This is a genomic window from Geodermatophilus arenarius (assembly GCF_042654585.1).
GTDB lineage: Bacteria > Actinomycetota > Actinomycetes > Mycobacteriales > Geodermatophilaceae > Geodermatophilus > Geodermatophilus arenarius.
Genome location: NZ_JBHSGR010000006.1, coordinates 49,530 through 65,432, shown reverse-complemented (window position 1 = coordinate 65,432; position 15,903 = coordinate 49,530). Strand labels below are relative to the sequence as shown.

Genomic DNA, 15,903 nt, shown 5'->3' with positions numbered 1-15,903 from the left:
GTGGCCGGCGTGGGACCGCGCGGCCGGGCCGCCGGGGCCCTCGTGGGGCAGGGCACCCAGGCGCTGGCCGGCCTCGTCCTGCAGGTCGCGGCCGCCCGCGAGCTGGGCGCCGCGGGGCTGGCGGTCTTCTCGCTCGCCTACGGCGCGCTCGTCCTGGCCACCGCCGTGTCCAGCGGCCTGGTCGGCGACTCGCTCACCGTGCTGGACCGGCACGACCCCGGGATCCGCGCGGGCCTGCACGTGGGCGCGGTGCTCGTCGCGGGCGCCGCCGGCGCGGCCGGGTGCCTGCTCGCCGTCGTCAGCGGGGCCCTGCCGCTGTGGGCGGCGCTGCTCGCCGGGCCCGCCGTCGTCGCCTTCGTCGTCGAGGACGCGCTCCGCCGGCTGCTCATGGCCGCGGGCCGGTTCTGGTCGCTGCCGGCCGTCGACGTCACCGCCCTCGTCCTGTCGCTGGCCACCCTCGTGCTCGCCCGGTCCGCCGGGGAGCTCACCCTCGCGTCCTTCGTCGCCGCCCTGCTCGCCGGGCAGGCCGGCGCGGCGCTGCTCGCCTGGGCGCTGCTCCCGGCCGGGGAGCGGCCGCACGGTCCGTGGCGGCGCCCGGCGCTCGGGGCCGTCGCCGCCTTCGGCGTCTGGCGGGCGGCGGCGCAGACGATCCGCCCGGCGCAGCTCACGCTGCTCCGGCTGCTCGTCGTCGGGGTGGCCGGCGCCGCGGCCTACGGCCCGCTGGAGGCCGCGCGGGTCTACACCGCCCCGGCGATGGTCCTCGTCGCCGGGCTCGGGTCCTTCCTGCTGCCGCACTTCGTCGCGCTGCGCCCGCGGGGTGCGCGCGCCGGCCTGGACGCCGCCGACCGCGCCGCCGCCGGCCTCGCGGTCCTGCTCGGCCTGCTGGGCGTGCTCGCCGTCGTCGCGCTGCCGTGGGCGGGACCGCTGCTCACCGGCGGGGGGTACGACGTGCCGGTGGGCGCGGTGGCCGCCTGGAGCGTCCACGCCGCGGCCGCGGCCGCGCTGCTCCCGTACGCGAGCCTGGCGTCGGTCCACGGGCGGCAGCGGCGGGTGCTCGCGCTGCGCGCGGTTGAGCTCGGGTCGCTGGCCGCCGTCGCGCTGCTGGTGACGATCGCCGACGGCGCCGTGCCGTGGAGCCCCCTGGCCCTGGCGCTCGGGCCGGTGCTGGCCGCCGTCGCCGTGCGCCGGACGCTGCTCGTGCCGCAGGTCCGCGCGGAACGCGCCGCCTCTGCGGAGCCGCGGGCCGCAGCCGGGGCGGTCGCCCGGTGACCGCGGTCGTCCCCGCGCCGGTCCGGCCCGACCGCCGGCCGCCCGCGGTCCCGCCGCGCACCCGGTCGCGGTCCCTGGTGACCCTCGCCGCGCTGCTCGTGGTCGTCGGCAGCGTCGGGTGGCGCCGCGGCGAGTACTTCACCGGGTCGCTGGACCCCGTCGTCGTCGCGAAGGCGTGCGTCAGCGTCCTGGCCCTGGCCCTGGCCTTCCTCCTCGCCCAGGCAGGTCCGCGCCGGCGGGTGGGGACCGGGACGGTGTGGTGGCTGGGCCTGCTGCTGGCCTGCACGGTCCTGGGCGCGCTCACCGCGGGTCACCTGGTCGCCGGGGGAGTCGTGGCGGTCCGCGTCGCCCTGCTGGGCGCCACCGTCCTCCTCCTGCTGCGGGCGGTGTCCGCGGTGGACGTGCTGACGGCGGTCGTGCGGGCGTGCGTGGCGGTGGCGCTGGTCGCCGCCGTCACCGGGCTGCCCTCGTACACCGACGGGCGGCTGGCCGGCGGCGTGCCCGCCATCGACCCCAACGAGCTGGCGCTGCTGGCCTCGACCGGGGTCCTGTACGTCGCCTGGCGCACGGTCGTCGGCCGGGCGGGGGTGCGGGCCGCCCTCACCGCGGCGGTCCTGTCCGGCGTCGTGTGGGCGACCGGCTCGCGCACGGCCCTGCTCATGCTCGTGCTCGGGGTGGCCGCCATGGCGCTCCACATCCGGCGCCCCAGGGTCGGCCTCGTCGTCGGCGGCCTGGTGCTGGCCGGGGCCGCGGCCGTCACGGTGGTCTCCACCGGGGCCGTGGCCGGGTTCGTCTCCCGTGGCGGTGACGGCACCAGCACCCTCGGCTCGCGGTTCATCGCCTGGCGGGCCGCGCTGGACTGGGCCGACTCCCAGTGGCAGACCGCCGTCGGCGGCGGCCTCTCGGTCAAGATCATCCGCGTCCAGGGGCAGTACTGGGACACCCAGCCGCTGGACAGCAGCTGGGTCTCGCTGCTCGTGCAGGCCGGCTGGGTCGGCGTCCTCCTCGGCGGCGGCTGGGTGCTCTGGAGCCTGCGCGGGGTGCTCGAGGCGCCGCGCGAGCACCGCGTCCTGTTCCTCGGCCTGCTGGTCTTCCTGCTCGGCCGCAGCGTGCTGGAGAGCGGGCTGTTCGACGCGAGCGTGGCGTTCCTGCTGTTCACGGCGGTCTCGCTGCTGGCGGAGGGCGGCTCCCGGGATCGGCTGCGCGCCGAGGAGCCCGAGGTCCCCGCGTAGGACCCGCCGGTGCGCCGGCCACCGCACACCACGACCCGTCCTCCGCCTGCGGAGGACGGGTCGTCGGCGTCCCGGGCACGGTGCACGCCGGCGGCGGACGTCCCCGGGGGCCGGCTCCGGCCGACACCGGCCGCGGCCCGGGACCCGGGGGCGTCCCTGCCTCCCCGGGCGCGGGCGCCCGGGGAGCCGCCCTCGCCCGTCCCCGGGACGGGGCCTCTGCACCCGCCCCGGCGTGGGGAGGGGTCGGCACCGTGCGGGGCCTCGAGGGCCGTCCCGTGGGTACCGCCAGGGCCGGCGGCGGTCCCGTCGTGCGGCGGTGGGCGGCGTCCGCGGGTGGGGACCCACAGGAACGGCCCCGCCCCGCGACCGGTGGTCGCGGGGCGGGGCCGTTCGCGGTGTGCGGCGGCGGGGACCGCCGGCCGGTCAGGGGCCGGCGGGGACCCGCTCGTCGGCAGCCGGGACGGCCGGGCGGGCGGGCGTGGTGTCGCCGGAGGCAGCCCGCCCCGTCCGGCGGGACGGGAGGAGGACGACCGAGAAGAGACCCGCACCCACGGCGGCGAGCAGCGACCGCGCCTCGCGCAGGTCGGCGGCCTCCGTCCGGCCGGCGGTGACGACGAGCACGGCGCCGTCGTTCTCCCGCGCCAGGCGCCGCCACTCGCGGGCCGGGGCCGAGGCGGACGCGACGGTCAGGCGGGCGCCGGCCGGCAGGACGGGCGCCGCCGCGTCCTCGCCCGGCTCGGCAACGACGACCGGGGTGCCCCCGTCGACGAGCTCGGTGGCCAGCGCGGTGACCAGGTCGTGCGCGGCCTGCGACTCGTCGGGCGAGGCCGCGAGGACGACGGCCCGCACGGACCCGTCGTCGTCCACCGGCTCCAGCTGGCGGGCGAGCATCGCCACGGGCCGGCCGGTCCCGCGCCGGCGCCGGCTGCGCCGGGCGGCGACGGCGTGGACGGTCAGCTCGTCCCCGCCGGCGCCCCAGGCGGTGCGGACGTCGTCCACGGTGTGCAGCCGGGTGTCCGCGCGGCTGCGCAGCACGGCGACGGCGGCGCCCAGGGTGAGGCCGACGAACAGGCCGAGGCCCAGCACCAGTCCGGGGACGGGGAAGACGGGCGACGAGGGGACGGTGGCCGGGTCGGTCACGGTCAGGTCCACCGGCGAGACGCCGTCCTGCCGCTCCTCGAGGTCCTCGACCGCCGTGCTGAAGCGCTCGGCGACGGCGTTGGCGACCGCGGCGGCGCGGGCGGGGTCCTCGTCGGTGACGGAGACGTCGACCTGCGAGGTGTCGGGCGGGTTCACCGCGGCGACCCGCGCCCGGAGGTCGGTGACGGACTCGTCGAGCGAGAGCTCGTCGATGACAGGGCCGAGCACGGTCTGGCTGCGGGCGACGTCGGGGTAGGTCGTCACGCGCTGGCTGACGAACTGCGACCCGCTCGTCCCGTCGCCCGAGCTGGCCACGAACACCTGCGCGGTGGTCGTGTACGTCGGCCGGACGGCCAGCACGACGACGAGGGCGACGAACAGCCCGGTGAGCGCGATCGCCGCCCACGTCGCCCAGTACCGGCGCAGGGCCGTCCCGTAGTCCCGGAGTTCCATCTCGCCCACCCTCTGGAGCCCCACCGACGCACCCGTGGGGCCCTCGGCCCAGCGCGCCGTCCCGGCCTCCCCGGAGTGGCCCCGGTCGAGGCTAGGGCGCACCGGACTCCACCGGACCCGGCCGGCGGCACCGGCTCACCCCATGGGAGGGGCCGGCGCTGCGTCCGGCCGCAGGCCGCCGACCATCGTCGCCTCTCGGCCTCCCCACCGGGAGCGCAGGTCCTTGATCGTTCAGGCTCCTCGTGCGTCGTGACTCGCTGTGACCAGGCTGGCACCAGCCATCCGGGACCTAGGGCCCGAATTAGGGACGTCGGGGCCGGGAGGGGTTGCGCTGCGTCACGGCGTCTGGTGGCCTGACCCAGCCTGCGGCGGACCGGTCCCCACGGATCCCGGCCGCCGTCGGATGCAGCGGGGGGCGTCCACGAGCGCTGTCCGCGCCTGTCAGCGATGGCAGGGAGGGGGGCGACGCACGTGGCGCTGGACATGCCGGACGTGGGGGCGACGGCCGTCCCGGCACCTCGGGCACCGCTTCGCGAGGCGGCGTCCGGCCCCCTCCCCCCTGGTGCGACGGCGGCCGGCGTGCTCGGTGTCGGCCGCCGACCGCTGCGCTGGGTGCGCCGGTACGTCACGGCCGCCGTCGCGACCGACCTCGTCGCCGCCGCGGTGTGCGGGGTCGGCGCCCACCTGATCCGGTTCGGCACCGAGGTCGGCTCGACGACCCAGGTCGCGGTGGCCGTGTTCCCGTTGGTGTGGGTGGCGGTGGTGGCCCTCGGCGGCGGCTACGACGCGGCGACGATCGGCACCGGCAACGAGGAGTTCCGCAGCATCCTCCAGGCGGGGCTCGCCGGGCTCGCCGCCATCGGCTTCGCCTCCTACGCGGGGAACTGGCAGCTGTCCCGGGCCCTGGTCGTGATCGCCGTGCCGTCGACGGTCGTGGTCAGCGCGGTCGGGCGGCACCTGCTGCGCCGGTGGGTGCACCGGCTCCGGGCCGGCGGCCGGTGCATGCGGACGGTGCTCGCGGTGGGTCGCGAGCGGGCGGTGCTCGAGCTCGTCCGCCAGGTGCGGCGCGAGCGCCACTGCGGGATGACCGTCGTCGCGGCCTGCGTCCCGCGACCCGACGACGCGTCGCTGCTGCGCGCGGAGGGCGTGCGGGTCGTGGGCGACCTCGCGCACGTGCCGGAGGTCGTCTCGGCGTGGCAGGTCGACGCGGTGGCGGTGACCAGCAGCAGCGACACCGCCGCGACCTACCTGCGGCGGTTGTCCTGGCAGCTGGAGGGGACGGGCGTGGAGCTGCTCGTCGCGCCGGGGCTCATGGAGGTCGCCGGGCCGCGCATGCACGTGCGGCCGTTCGTCGGACTGCCGCTGGTGCACGTGGAGGAGCCGCACTTCACCGGCCCCAAGCGGCTGGTCAAGGCGTCGCTGGACCGGATCGGGGCGGTCCTGCTCGTCCTGCTCGCACTGCCGGTCCTCGTCGTCCTCGCGGCCGCGGTCCGCCTCGACAGCCGCGGGCCCGTGCTCTTCCGCCAGGTGCGCATCGGTCACGCGGGCAAGCCGTTCACCATGCTCAAGTTCCGGACGATGACCGCCGACGCCGAGGCGCGCCGGGGGGAGCTGGGTGCCCGGAACCAGAACGCCGACGGGCTGTTGTTCAAGGTCGCCGGTGACCCGCGCATCACCCGGGTCGGCCAGTTCCTCCGTCGGCACTCGCTCGACGAGCTGCCCCAGCTGCTCAACGTCCTGCTCGGCCAGATGTCGCTGGTCGGCCCGCGCCCACCGCTGCCGGAGGAGGTCGCGAGGTACGACGACTCGGTCCGACGCCGGCTGCTCGTCAAGCCGGGGCTGACCGGCCTCTGGCAGGTCTCCGGCCGCAGCGACCTGACGTGGGAGGAGGCCGTGCGCCTCGACCTGCGGTACGTCGAGAACTGGTCGCTGGCGCTGGACCTCCTGATCCTGTGGAAGACCCTCCGGGCCGTGGTCCGGGCCGACGGGGCGTACTGAGCGGTCGGCGGTGCGCCGGCCGGATCGGCTGTCCGGGCGCTGCCCTCCCGGTCCGGCCCCGGCGGGTGTCCCCGCCGCGGTCTAGCCTGGGATGCCGGGCCTGCGCCGCACCCGGCGGCACGGAGCGGGCCGTCCACCCAGGAGGAAGACCCCCGTGAGTCTGCGCGGCGTGCTCGACGTCGTCCTCACCGATCCCGGCGTCGCGCGCGTGGTGGCCGCGGCCGGGTCCGCCGAGCTCGCCGTGACCGCACCGCCGCCGGTGCAGCCGCTCGTCGCCGCCGCCCTGGCCGCGCGGGAGCCGGGTGCCGGCGTCCCGGTGCTGCTGGTCACCGCCGGCGAGCGGGACGCCGACGCCGCCGCGGACGTGCTGCGCTGCTTCCTGCCCGACCGCCGCGTGGAGACCTTCCCGTCCTGGGAGACGCTGCCGCACGAGCGGCTGTCCCCGCGGGCGGACACCGTCGGCCGCCGGCTGGCCGTGCTGCGCGAGCTGACCCACCCCGGCGACACCGGCATCGACGTGCTGGTCGCACCGGTGCGCAGCGTGCTGCAGCCGCTGGCCCCCGGCCTCGGCGACCTCGTGCCGGTCGAGCTGAAGGCCGGCGGCACCGCCGAGCTCGACGACGTCGCCCGCGCGCTGTCCGACGCCGCTTACACCCGCGTGGAGCTGGTCGAGAAGCGCGGCGAGTTCGCCGTCCGCGGCGGCCTGCTCGACGTCTTCCCGCCCACCGAGCCGCACCCGGTCCGCGTGGAGTTCTGGGGCGACGAGGTCGACGAGCTGCGCTACTTCTCCGCCGCCGACCAGCGCTCCCTCGACGAGCGGCCCGAGCGGCTGTGGGCGCCGCCGTGCCGAGAGCTGCTGCTCACCGACGCCGTCCGCGCCCGCGCCGCCGAGCTCGCCGCGCAGCACCCGGGCCTGGCCGAGCTGCTCGGCAAGCTCGCCGAGGGCATCGCCGTCGAGGGCATGGAGTCGCTGACCCCCGCGCTGGTCGAGGGGCAGCTGCAGCTGCTCACCGACCTGCTGCCCGCCGGCACCCACGTGCTCGTCGCCGACCCCGAGCGGGTCCGCAGCCGGGCCGCCGACCTGGTGCGCACCGCCGAGGAGTTCCTCGCCGCGTCCTGGGCCACCGCCGCCGAGGCCGGCGAGGCGCCGCTGGACCTGGGCGCGTCGTCGTTCCGCGAGCTGGCCGACGTCGAGGCCGCCGCCCGGGGCCGCGGCCTGCCGTGGTGGACCACCGGCGCGTTCACGCTGGACGTCGACGACGAGTCGTCGGTGACCCTGCAGGCGGGCACCGTCGAGCGCTTCTCCGGCGACCTCGATCGCGCCGTCGAGACGCTGCGCGGCTGGACCCGCGACGGCTGGCGGGTCGTCGTCACCTTCGCCGGCCCCGGCCCCGCGCAGCGCGCCGCCGACCAGTTCGGCGCCGCCGACCTCGGCGTGCGGCTGGTGCCCGGCATCGAGTCCGCGCCCGAGGCGAACCTGACCTCGATCACCCAGGGCAGCCTGGAGTCCGGCTTCGCGCTGCCCGGCGTGGGGCTGGCGCTGGTCACCGAGCACGACCTCACCGGCCAGCGCGGCACCACCATGCGCGACGCGGTGAAGATGCCCGCGCGCCGCCGCAACGCCGTCGACCTGGTGCAGCTGCAGCCCGGCGACCTCGTCGTCCACGAGCAGCACGGCATCGGCCGCTACGTCGAGATGGTCAGCCGCACCGTGCACGGCGGCCAGCGCGACTACCTGATCGTCGAGTACGCGCCCGGCAAGCGGAACCAGCCGCCGGACCGGCTGTTCGTGCCCACCGACTCCCTCGACCAGCTCACCCGCTACGTCGGCGGCGAGCAGCCGGCGCTGTCCAAGCTCGGCGGCGCCGACTGGGCGAAGACCAAGGGCCAGGCCCGCCGGGCGGTCAAGCAGATCGCCGCCGAGCTCATCCGGCTCTACTCCGCCCGGATGGCGACCTCGGGGCACGCCTTCGGCCCCGACACGGTCTGGCAGCGCGAGCTCGAGGACGCCTTCCCGTTCCAGGAGACCCCCGACCAGCTCGCCGCGATCGACGAGGTCAAGGCGGACATGCAGAACCCGGTCCCGATGGACCGGATCATCTGCGGCGACGTCGGCTACGGGAAGACCGAGATCGCCGTCCGCGCCGCGTTCAAGGCGGTGCAGGACGGCAAGCAGGTCGCCGTCCTGGTGCCGACGACGCTGCTGGCCAACCAGCACTTCAAGACCTTCTCCGAGCGGTTCGCCCAGTTCCCGGTGACGGTGAAGGTGCTCTCCCGCTTCCAGTCCGACGCCGAGACCCGGCAGATCCTCGAGGAGCTGGCCCGCGGCGAGGTGGACGTGCTCGTCGGCACCCACCGGCTGCTGCAGCCGACCACCCGCTGGAAGGACCTCGGCCTGGTCGTCGTCGACGAGGAGCAGCGCTTCGGCGTCGAGCACAAGGAGTACCTGAAGACGATGCGGACGGCGGTCGACGTCCTGTCGATGTCGGCCACCCCGATCCCGCGCACGCTGGAGATGAGCCTGACCGGCATCCGCGAGATGTCGACGATCCTCACGCCCCCGGAGGAGCGGCACCCGGTGCTCACCTACGTGGGCGCGTGGGACGACAAGCAGATGGCCGCCGCGATCCGCCGCGAGCTGCTGCGCGACGGCCAGGTGTTCGTCATCCACAACCGGGTGCAGTCGATCGACAAGGCCGCGGCGAAGATCCGCCGGCTGGTGCCCGAGGCCCGCGTCGCCGTCGGCCACGGCCAGATGAAGGAGCACGAGCTCGAGCGGATCATGGTCGGCTTCTGGGAGAAGGAGTACGACGTCCTGGTCGCGACGACGATCGTCGAGTCCGGCCTGGACATCCCCAACGCCAACACCCTGATCGTCGACCGCGCCGACACCTTCGGCCTCTCCCAGCTGCACCAGATCCGCGGCCGGGTGGGGCGTGGCCGCGAGCGTGCGTACGCCTACTTCACCTACGACCCGTCGCGGCCGCTGACCGAGACCTCGGTCGACCGGCTGACCACCATCGCGCACAACACCGACCTCGGCGCCGGCATGGCCGTGGCGATGAAGGACCTGGAGATCCGCGGCGCGGGCAACCTGCTCGGCGGCGAGCAGTCCGGGCACATCGCCGGGGTCGGCTTCGACCTCTACGTGCGGCTGGTCGGCGAGGCGGTGGCCGACTACAAGGCGCAGGTCGGCGGCGAGGAGGCGCCGGCCGAGCCGCTCGAGGTGCGGGTGGACCTGCCGGTCGACGCCCACCTGCCGCACGACTACGTGCCCGGCGAGCGGCTGCGGATGGAGGCCTACCGCAAGGTCGCCTCGGTGCAGGACGACGACCAGGCGCAGGCGGTGCTCGACGAGCTCACCGACCGGTACGGCGCCCCGCCGGCGCCGGTGCTCAACCTGCTCGCGGTCGCCCGCTTCCGCGCGGCGATGCGGGCGCTGGGCATCACCGAGGTGTCGCTGCAGGGCCGCGCCATCCGGGTCTCGCCGGTGCCGCTGCGGGAGTCGCAGCAGATGCGGCTGGCCCGGCTGGCCGACGGCGCCACCTACAAGTCCGCCGTCCAGACGGTGTCGCTCAAGGTCCCGGTCGGCCCCGACCGGCGCACCCCGCTCCGCGACGTCGCGCTGCTCGAGCACCTGCACTCGCTGCTGAAGGCGGTCGTCGAGCAGCCGGTCGCCGCCTGAGGCGGCGCCTGCGACGACCGTCACACCCCATGTGGCAGCCTGCCCGGGTGCGCACCCGCCGTCCCGCCGCCGTCGTCCTCGGGCTCGTGGCCGCCGCCGTCACGGTGACCGGCTGCCGGACCTCGCCCAACGTCGCCGCCTACGTCGGGGACCAGCAGGTGACCGTGGCCGAGCTGCAGGCCGCCGTCGACGAGCGGCTGGCCGACCCCGCGATCGCCGAGGCCGTCGGGGGCGGCGGCACCGACTACACCCGCCAGGTGCTCACCCTGCTCGTGCGCCAGGAGCTCTACGCCGAGGCGGCCCGGCGCAGCGACGTCGAGGTCGGCGACGCCGAGGTCGGCGCCTTCATCGAGACCGCGCTGGCCGGCCGCGACGTGGAGGAGCTCTACGCGCAGGCCGCCTCGCAGGGCTACTCGCGCGAGGACATCCGGGAGAGCGCCCGCCAGCAGCTGCTCCGCCGGGAGCTCGGCGTCGCCGCCGGTGAGGACCCCGGGACCGACGAGGCCGCGCTGCGCGCCCGGTACGAGGAGGTCCGCGCCGGCCTGGAGCAGGTGGAGCTCGGCTACTTCGCCGTCCCCGACCAGGCCACCGCCGACGCCGTCGTCGCCGAGCTGGCCGCCGCGCCCGCCTCGTACCCGGCGGTCGCGGCGCGGTACCCGGGCGAGATCACCCTGCCCGCGCTGCAGCCGACCGGCACCGCCGACGTCCCCGCGCCGCTGGCCGAGGGCGTGGCCGCCGCCCCGCCGAACACCGGCTTCAGCGTCACCGTCGGCGACGTGCCCGGCGTGGTGGTCGCCTTCGTCGGGCAGCGGACGACGCCGTCGTTCGAGGAGGTCCGGCCGCAGCTGGAGGACGAGGCCGCGCAGGGCGCCGAGGAGGCCGGGGCGGCGGTGGTCGACGAGGTCCGCGACGACGTCGGCGTCACCGTCAACCCGCGCTACGGCGAGTTCGGTGACCAGGACGTGGTGCAGGAGGCGGAGGGCGGCGTGGTCGACCTGCTCGACGACGCCGGTGCCGCGGCCCCCACCACCGGCGAGGGCTGACCCGGTGCCCCCGGCCGTCGTCGTCACGGTCAGCCCGCGGCTGCCCGGCCTGCTCGGCCCGGCCGGCTGGGCCGCGCTGGCCGGGCGCCGGATCGCCGCGCTGCCCGGCGCCGCGGCCACCGCGGACGTGCTGCGCGCCGCCGGGTGGCAGGTCGCCGACGCCGCCGACGCGGCCGGCCTGGACTGCGACGTCGCCTGCCTCGCGGCCCCGGGGGAGGACGTGGCCGGGCGGCCGGTCGTCGACGGCGCCCCCGAGCCGCCCGGCGCCCACCTGCTCGACGTCGTCGCGCTGATGGACCGGCTGCGCTCGCCCGGCGGCTGCCCCTGGGACGCCGAGCAGACCCACTCCTCGCTGCGCGGCTACCTCCTCGAGGAGGCCCACGAGGCCTACGACGCCATCGTCGACGACGACCCGGTCGCGATGCGTGAGGAGCTCGGCGACGTGCTGCTGCAGGTCGTCTTCCACGCCCGCGTCGCCGCCGAGGCCGGCCCGGACCGGCGCTTCGACGTCGACGACGTGGCCCGCGACCTGGTCGAGAAGCTGGTCCGCCGGCACCCGCACGTGTTCGGCGACGCCGGTCCCCGCGACGTGGCCGGCGTCGAGGCGGGCTGGGAGGAGATCAAGAAGGCGGAGAAGCAGCGGCGCTCGCCCACCGAGGGCGTCTCGCGCTCGCAGCCGGCCACCGCGTGGGGGACGGCGCTGGTGCGGCGGGCCGCCCGGGCCGGGTTCCCGACGCCGGAGCCGGCCGAGCTGGGCTCGACGTCGCCGGAGGAGCTCGGGGAGCGGCTGCTGGCCGTGGTCGCCGCGGCCGTGCAGCGCGGCTGGGACGCCGAGGACGCGCTGCGCGAGGCGGTCCGCCGCTACGCCGGCGAGCTCGACGCCGAGGCCCGCCGCCGCGGCTAGCCGACGGGGAGTCGCTCGGCCGGCGCGGTGGTGACCCGTGGCGCGGTGAGCATGGCCTTCAGCGCGCCGAGCACGCCCAGCCCGGCGACCGCGGCGGCGCACCAGACGCCCGGCCCGAGCCGGTGGACGTCCCAGCCGGCGTCCACCAGGCGTGCGACGACCGCGGCGGCCACGGCCAGCGCGACCCCCAGCGCCAGCACCCCGGACACCCGGTGGCCGCGCGCGGGGCGGAGCAGCAGGAGCCCGAGGACGACGAGCACCGCACCGCCGAGCGCCACCGCCGCCGGCTGCCACAGGCCGGTGCGCCCGAGCTCGTCGACCCCCTCCCGGGCCGCGTCGACGGCGCGCACCACCAGGTGCAGCCCGGTGGTCTCCTCCCCCCGTTCCCACGGCAGCCACACGCTGGCCCCGTCGGCCACGCCGGCCAGCAGCAGGAGCACCCCGCCGACGACGTCGGGGCGCCGCACGTAGGCCAGCCGGCCGGGGCCGGCCGCCACCCCGGCCACCGTCGTGCCGTCCGGGACCGGCTCGACGTCCTCGTCGTCGTCCTCGGCGGGGTCCGGCGCGAACCCGAGGACGGAGGGAGCCGCCTCCGCGGCCACGTCCACGGGGGGTGGTGGCGGCGCGGCTCCGGCGCCGTACCCGGGGGGTCGCTGCTGCTGGCGCTCGGTCATCGGGTCCTCCGACGGCGCAGACGTGGGGAAGACGCCCGCCACGACGAGGTTATCGCCGGATCGGTTCCGCCGAGGCCGCACCGTGACTGCTCCGTTACCGGAGTCCCGGGGACCACGCGTCCCGGGTGAACCCCGCCCGCCTCGCTAGGCTGCTCACCGTGCCGAGCATCGATGCCGTAGGCGCGCGGGAGATCCTGGACTCGCGCGGTAACCCCACCGTGGAGGTCGAGGTCGCCCTCGACGACGGGACGATCGCGCGGGCCGCGGTCCCGAGCGGCGCCTCCACCGGCGCCTTCGAGGCGGTGGAGCTGCGCGACGGGGACGACCGCTACGGCGGCAAGGGCGTCACCAAGGCCGTCGACGGCGTCCTCGACGTCATCGGCCCCGAGCTGGTCGGCTACGAGGCCACCGAGCAGCGGCTGGTCGACCAGCGCCTGCTCGACCTCGACGGCACCCCGGACAAGTCGCGGCTGGGCGCCAACGCGATCCTCGGCGTCAGCCTCGCCGTCGCCCGCGCCGCCGCCGAGTCCACCGGCCTGCCGCTGTTCCGCTACGTCGGCGGGCCGTCGTCCCACCTGCTGCCGGTGCCGATGATGAACATCCTCAACGGCGGCGCCCACGCCGACAGCAACGTCGACGTGCAGGAGTTCATGATCGCCCCGATCGGGGCGGCGACCTTCGCCGAGGCGCTGGCCGTGGGCACGGAGACCTACCACGCGCTCAAGTCGGTGCTGAAGGGCCGCGGCCTGTCCACCGGCCTCGGTGACGAGGGCGGCTTCGCGCCCGACCTGCCGACCAACCGGGCCGCGCTCGACCTCATCGCCGAGGCGGTGGAGAAGGCCGGCTACTCCCTGGGCACCGACATCGCCTTCGCCCTCGACGTCGCCGCCACCGAGTTCCACGGCGAGGGCGGCTACGACTTCGAGGGGCAGACCCGCTCTGCGGAGTACCTCGTCGACTACTACCGCGAGCTCGTCGACGCCTACCCGGTGGTCTCCATCGAGGACCCGCTGTCGGAGGAGGACTGGGACGGCTGGGTCGCCATGACCGCCGCCCTCGGTGACCGCGTGCAGATCGTCGGCGACGACCTGTTCGTCACCAACCCGGCCCGCCTCGCCGACGGGATCGAGCGCGGGGCCGCGAACGCGCTGCTGGTGAAGGTCAACCAGATCGGCACGCTGACCGAGACCCTCGACGCGGTGAACCTGGCGCACCGCAACGGCTACCGCTGCATGATGAGCCACCGCTCGGGCGAGACCGAGGACACCACGATCGCCGACCTCGCCGTCGCCACCGACTGCGGGCAGATCAAGACCGGCGCGCCGGCGCGCAGCGAGCGGGTGGCGAAGTACAACCAGCTGCTGCGCATCGAGGAGGAGCTCGACGACGCCGCGCGCTACGCCGGCGCGGCGGCCTTCCCGCGCCTGCGGACCTCCTGACCCGGTGAGCGCCGGTTCGGGGCGGCGGCGCTCGACCGGCCGCCCGCTGTCGCACGCGGCGTCGCGGCCGGTCCCGGCCGGGACGCGGTCGGGCGCCGGCAGCCGTCCCGAGGCCCGCCGCCCCGGCCGGCGCACGCCGCCGCGGACGCCCGCGCGTCCCGCGGCGGCGCGCCGGCCGCTGTTCACCGGCCGCACCGTGGTGTTCGTCGGGCTGCTCCTGCTGCTGTCGCTCACGCTGGCCGGGCCGGTGCGGCAGTGGCTGGACGGCCGTGCCGAGATCGCCCGGCTGGCCGCGGAGAGCACCGCCTACGACGAGCGCATCGCCGACCTGCAGGCCGAGCTCGAGCGGCAGGCCGACCCGGCGTGGACCGCCCGCGAGGCCCGCGAGCGGCTGGCCTACGTGCTGCCCGGCGACCGGCTCGTCGTCGTGGTCGACGGCGAGGCGGCCGAGGGCGACGCCGGCACGCTGCCCGACGCCGTCGACGCCGCGCCGCGGCCCTGGTACGAGGAGCTGCTCGGCTCGGTGGCCGGCGCCGACGGCTGAGGGGCGCCGTCGGGCCCGTCGAGCCGCTGCCGCAGACTTCCCTGGTGACCACCCCGACCACCCCGGGACGCCGGGTGCACGAGCCGATCACGCCGGAGGAGCGCGAGGTCGTCGCCCGGCAGCTGGGCCGGCCGCCGCGCGCCGTGCGGGCGGTCGCGCACCGCTGCCCGTGCGGCCAGCCCGACGTCGTCCAGACCTCGCCGCGGCTGGAGGACGGCACGCCGTTCCCCACGCTGTACTACCTGACCTGCCCGCGGGCGTCGGCGGCCGCCAGCCGGCTGGAGTCCACCGGGCGCATGCGCGAGTGGCAGGCCGACCTCGGCACCGACGCCGACCTCGCCGCGGCCTACCGGGCGGCGCACGAGGCCTACCTGGCCGAGCGCGACGCCCTCGGCGAGCTGCCCACCCGCAACACCGCCGGCGGCATGCCCGACCGGGTCAAGTGCCTGCACGCCCTGGCCGGCCACGCGCTGGCCGCGGGGCCCGGCGTCAACCCGATCGGCGACCGCGCGGTGGCCGGGATGGGGGAGTGGTGGGCCGCCGGCCCCTGCGCGCAGCCGGAGGAGCGGCCGTGACCCGGGTGGCCGCGATCGACTGCGGCACCAACTCCATCCGCCTGCTCGTCGCCGACGTGCCGCCCGAGGGCGCGCACACCGACCTGCTGCGCCGCATGGAGGTCGTGCGGCTGGGCCAGGGCGTGGACGCCACCGGCCGGCTCGCCCCCGAGGCGATCGAGCGCACCCGGGTGGTGCTCGCCGAGTACGCCGCGCAGGCCCGCGACCTCGGCGCCACCGCGGTGCGGATGGTGGCCACCAGTGCCACCCGCGACGCCGCCAACCGCGCGGACTTCGAGGCGATGGTGCTGGCCACGCTCGGCCGTCCGCCGGACGTCGTCCCGGGCGACGAGGAGGCGCGACTGTCCTTCCTCGGCGCCACCGCCTCCCTCGCCGCCGCGGCCGCCGCGCACGGCGGCCCGCCGCCGCGCCCGCCCTACCTGGTGGTCGACATCGGCGGCGGGTCGACCGAGTTCGTCCTCGGCGACGCCTCCGGGGTGCGCGCCGCCCGCTCCGTCGACGTCGGCTGCGTGCGGCTGACCGAGCGGCACCTGCACGGCGACCCGCCGACGGCGGACGAGATCGGCGCCAGCGAGGCCGACATCCGCGCGGCGCTGGCCGAGGTGGCCGCGGCGGTGCCGGTGGAGGAGGCGGTCACGCTGGTCGGCCTGGCCGGCTCGGTGACCACGGTGGCCGCCCTCGCGCTGCGGCTGCCCGCCTACGACGCCGAGGCCATCCACGGCTCGCGCGTCCCGGTCTCGGCGGTCCGCTCGGTCACCGCCGGGCTGCTGACCGCCACCTGCGAACGCCGGGCCGCGTACCCGGTCATGCACCCCGGGCGGGTCGACGTCATCGGCGCCGGCGCGCTGGTGCTGCGGGTGGTCATGGACGCGTTCGCGCTCGACGAGGTCGTCGTCAGCGAGCACGACATCCTCGACGGCATCGCGCTGCGGCTCGCCCGGGGGTGA

Annotated in this window: 12 protein-coding genes; 10 read left to right on the top strand and 2 right to left on the bottom strand. The window is 77.0% G+C overall.

Annotated elements, in window-relative coordinates:
• The first annotated feature begins 9 nt into the window (after positions 1–9).
• Both ACFO3M_RS07295 and ACFO3M_RS07290 read left to right on the top strand, forming a co-directional pair.
• The gene (locus tag ACFO3M_RS07295) at positions 10–1,269 is read left to right on the top strand and encodes a hypothetical protein (protein WP_387987911.1); all 1,260 of its coding nucleotides are present in this window, start codon (positions 10–12) and stop codon (positions 1,267–1,269) included.
• The gene (locus tag ACFO3M_RS07290) at positions 1,266–2,501 is read left to right on the top strand and encodes an O-antigen ligase family protein (RefSeq protein ID WP_387987910.1); all 1,236 of its coding nucleotides are present in this window, start codon (positions 1,266–1,268) and stop codon (positions 2,499–2,501) included. The genes ACFO3M_RS07295 and ACFO3M_RS07290 overlap by 4 nt, the downstream gene beginning before the upstream one ends.
• A gap of 423 nt (positions 2,502–2,924) precedes the next feature.
• Here ACFO3M_RS07290 and ACFO3M_RS07285 read toward each other — a convergent pair whose 3' ends face one another.
• Positions 2,925–4,094, bottom strand: coding sequence for a YveK family protein (locus tag ACFO3M_RS07285; protein WP_387987909.1), 1,170 nt, complete (start codon positions 4,092–4,094; stop codon positions 2,925–2,927).
• A 579-nt stretch (positions 4,095–4,673) separates the two neighbouring features.
• On the opposite strand from ACFO3M_RS07285, the gene ACFO3M_RS07280 reads away from it, so the two are divergent.
• The 4 genes from ACFO3M_RS07280 (at position 4,674) to ACFO3M_RS07265 (ending at position 11,724) form a co-directional block, all read left to right on the top strand.
• The gene (locus ACFO3M_RS07280; RefSeq protein WP_387987908.1) at positions 4,674–6,092 is read left to right on the top strand and encodes a sugar transferase; all 1,419 of its coding nucleotides are present in this window, start codon (positions 4,674–4,676) and stop codon (positions 6,090–6,092) included.
• A gap of 154 nt (positions 6,093–6,246) precedes the next feature.
• Positions 6,247–9,777: a transcription-repair coupling factor gene (mfd, locus tag ACFO3M_RS07275; protein WP_387987907.1), complete on the top strand. Its 3,531-nt coding sequence runs from the start codon at positions 6,247–6,249 to the stop codon at positions 9,775–9,777.
• Positions 9,778–9,806: 29 nt separating this feature from the next.
• Positions 9,807–10,820 carry a SurA N-terminal domain-containing protein gene (locus ACFO3M_RS07270; protein ID WP_387987906.1) on the top strand — a complete coding sequence of 338 codons (1,014 nt, stop codon included), beginning with the start codon at positions 9,807–9,809 and terminating at the stop codon, positions 10,818–10,820.
• Between the two features lie 4 nt (positions 10,821–10,824).
• Positions 10,825–11,724, top strand: a complete 900-nt coding sequence (locus ACFO3M_RS07265; protein ID WP_387987905.1) for a MazG family protein — start codon at positions 10,825–10,827, stop codon at positions 11,722–11,724.
• Here the strand turns inward: ACFO3M_RS07265 and ACFO3M_RS07260 are convergent.
• Entirely contained in the window at positions 11,721–12,398 is a 678-nt protein-coding gene (locus tag ACFO3M_RS07260; protein WP_387987904.1) for a hypothetical protein, read from the bottom strand. The two genes, ACFO3M_RS07265 and ACFO3M_RS07260, sit on opposite strands and share 4 nt — an antisense overlap.
• Positions 12,399–12,556: 158 nt before the next feature.
• On the opposite strand from ACFO3M_RS07260, the gene eno reads away from it, so the two are divergent.
• Genes eno through ACFO3M_RS07240 form a run of 4 tightly spaced genes read left to right on the top strand, consistent with a single transcriptional unit; the run spans position 12,557 to position 15,903 of the window.
• Positions 12,557–13,837, top strand: coding sequence for a phosphopyruvate hydratase (gene eno, locus ACFO3M_RS07255; protein WP_387987903.1), 1,281 nt, complete (start codon positions 12,557–12,559; stop codon positions 13,835–13,837).
• A 4-nt stretch (positions 13,838–13,841) separates the two neighbouring features.
• Positions 13,842–14,381: an FtsB family cell division protein gene (locus ACFO3M_RS07250; protein WP_387987902.1), complete on the top strand. Its 540-nt coding sequence runs from the start codon at positions 13,842–13,844 to the stop codon at positions 14,379–14,381.
• 44 nt (positions 14,382–14,425) lie between these two features.
• The gene (locus ACFO3M_RS07245) at positions 14,426–14,956 is read left to right on the top strand and encodes a DUF501 domain-containing protein (protein WP_387987901.1); all 531 of its coding nucleotides are present in this window, start codon (positions 14,426–14,428) and stop codon (positions 14,954–14,956) included.
• Entirely contained in the window at positions 14,953–15,903 is a 951-nt protein-coding gene (locus ACFO3M_RS07240) for a Ppx/GppA phosphatase family protein (protein ID WP_387987900.1), read from the top strand. Before ACFO3M_RS07245 ends, ACFO3M_RS07240 begins: the two co-directional genes overlap by 4 nt.

Coding starts and splice junctions, on each gene's coding strand:
- ACFO3M_RS07260 (WP_387987904.1), bottom strand. CDS start 12,398: ATGACCGAGCGCCAGCAGCAGCGACCCCCCGGGTACGGCGCCGGAGCC.
- ACFO3M_RS07270 (WP_387987906.1), top strand. CDS start 9,807: ATGTGGCAGCCTGCCCGGGTGCGCACCCGCCGTCCCGCCGCCGTCGTC.
- ACFO3M_RS07285 (WP_387987909.1), bottom strand. CDS start 4,094: ATGGAACTCCGGGACTACGGGACGGCCCTGCGCCGGTACTGGGCGACG.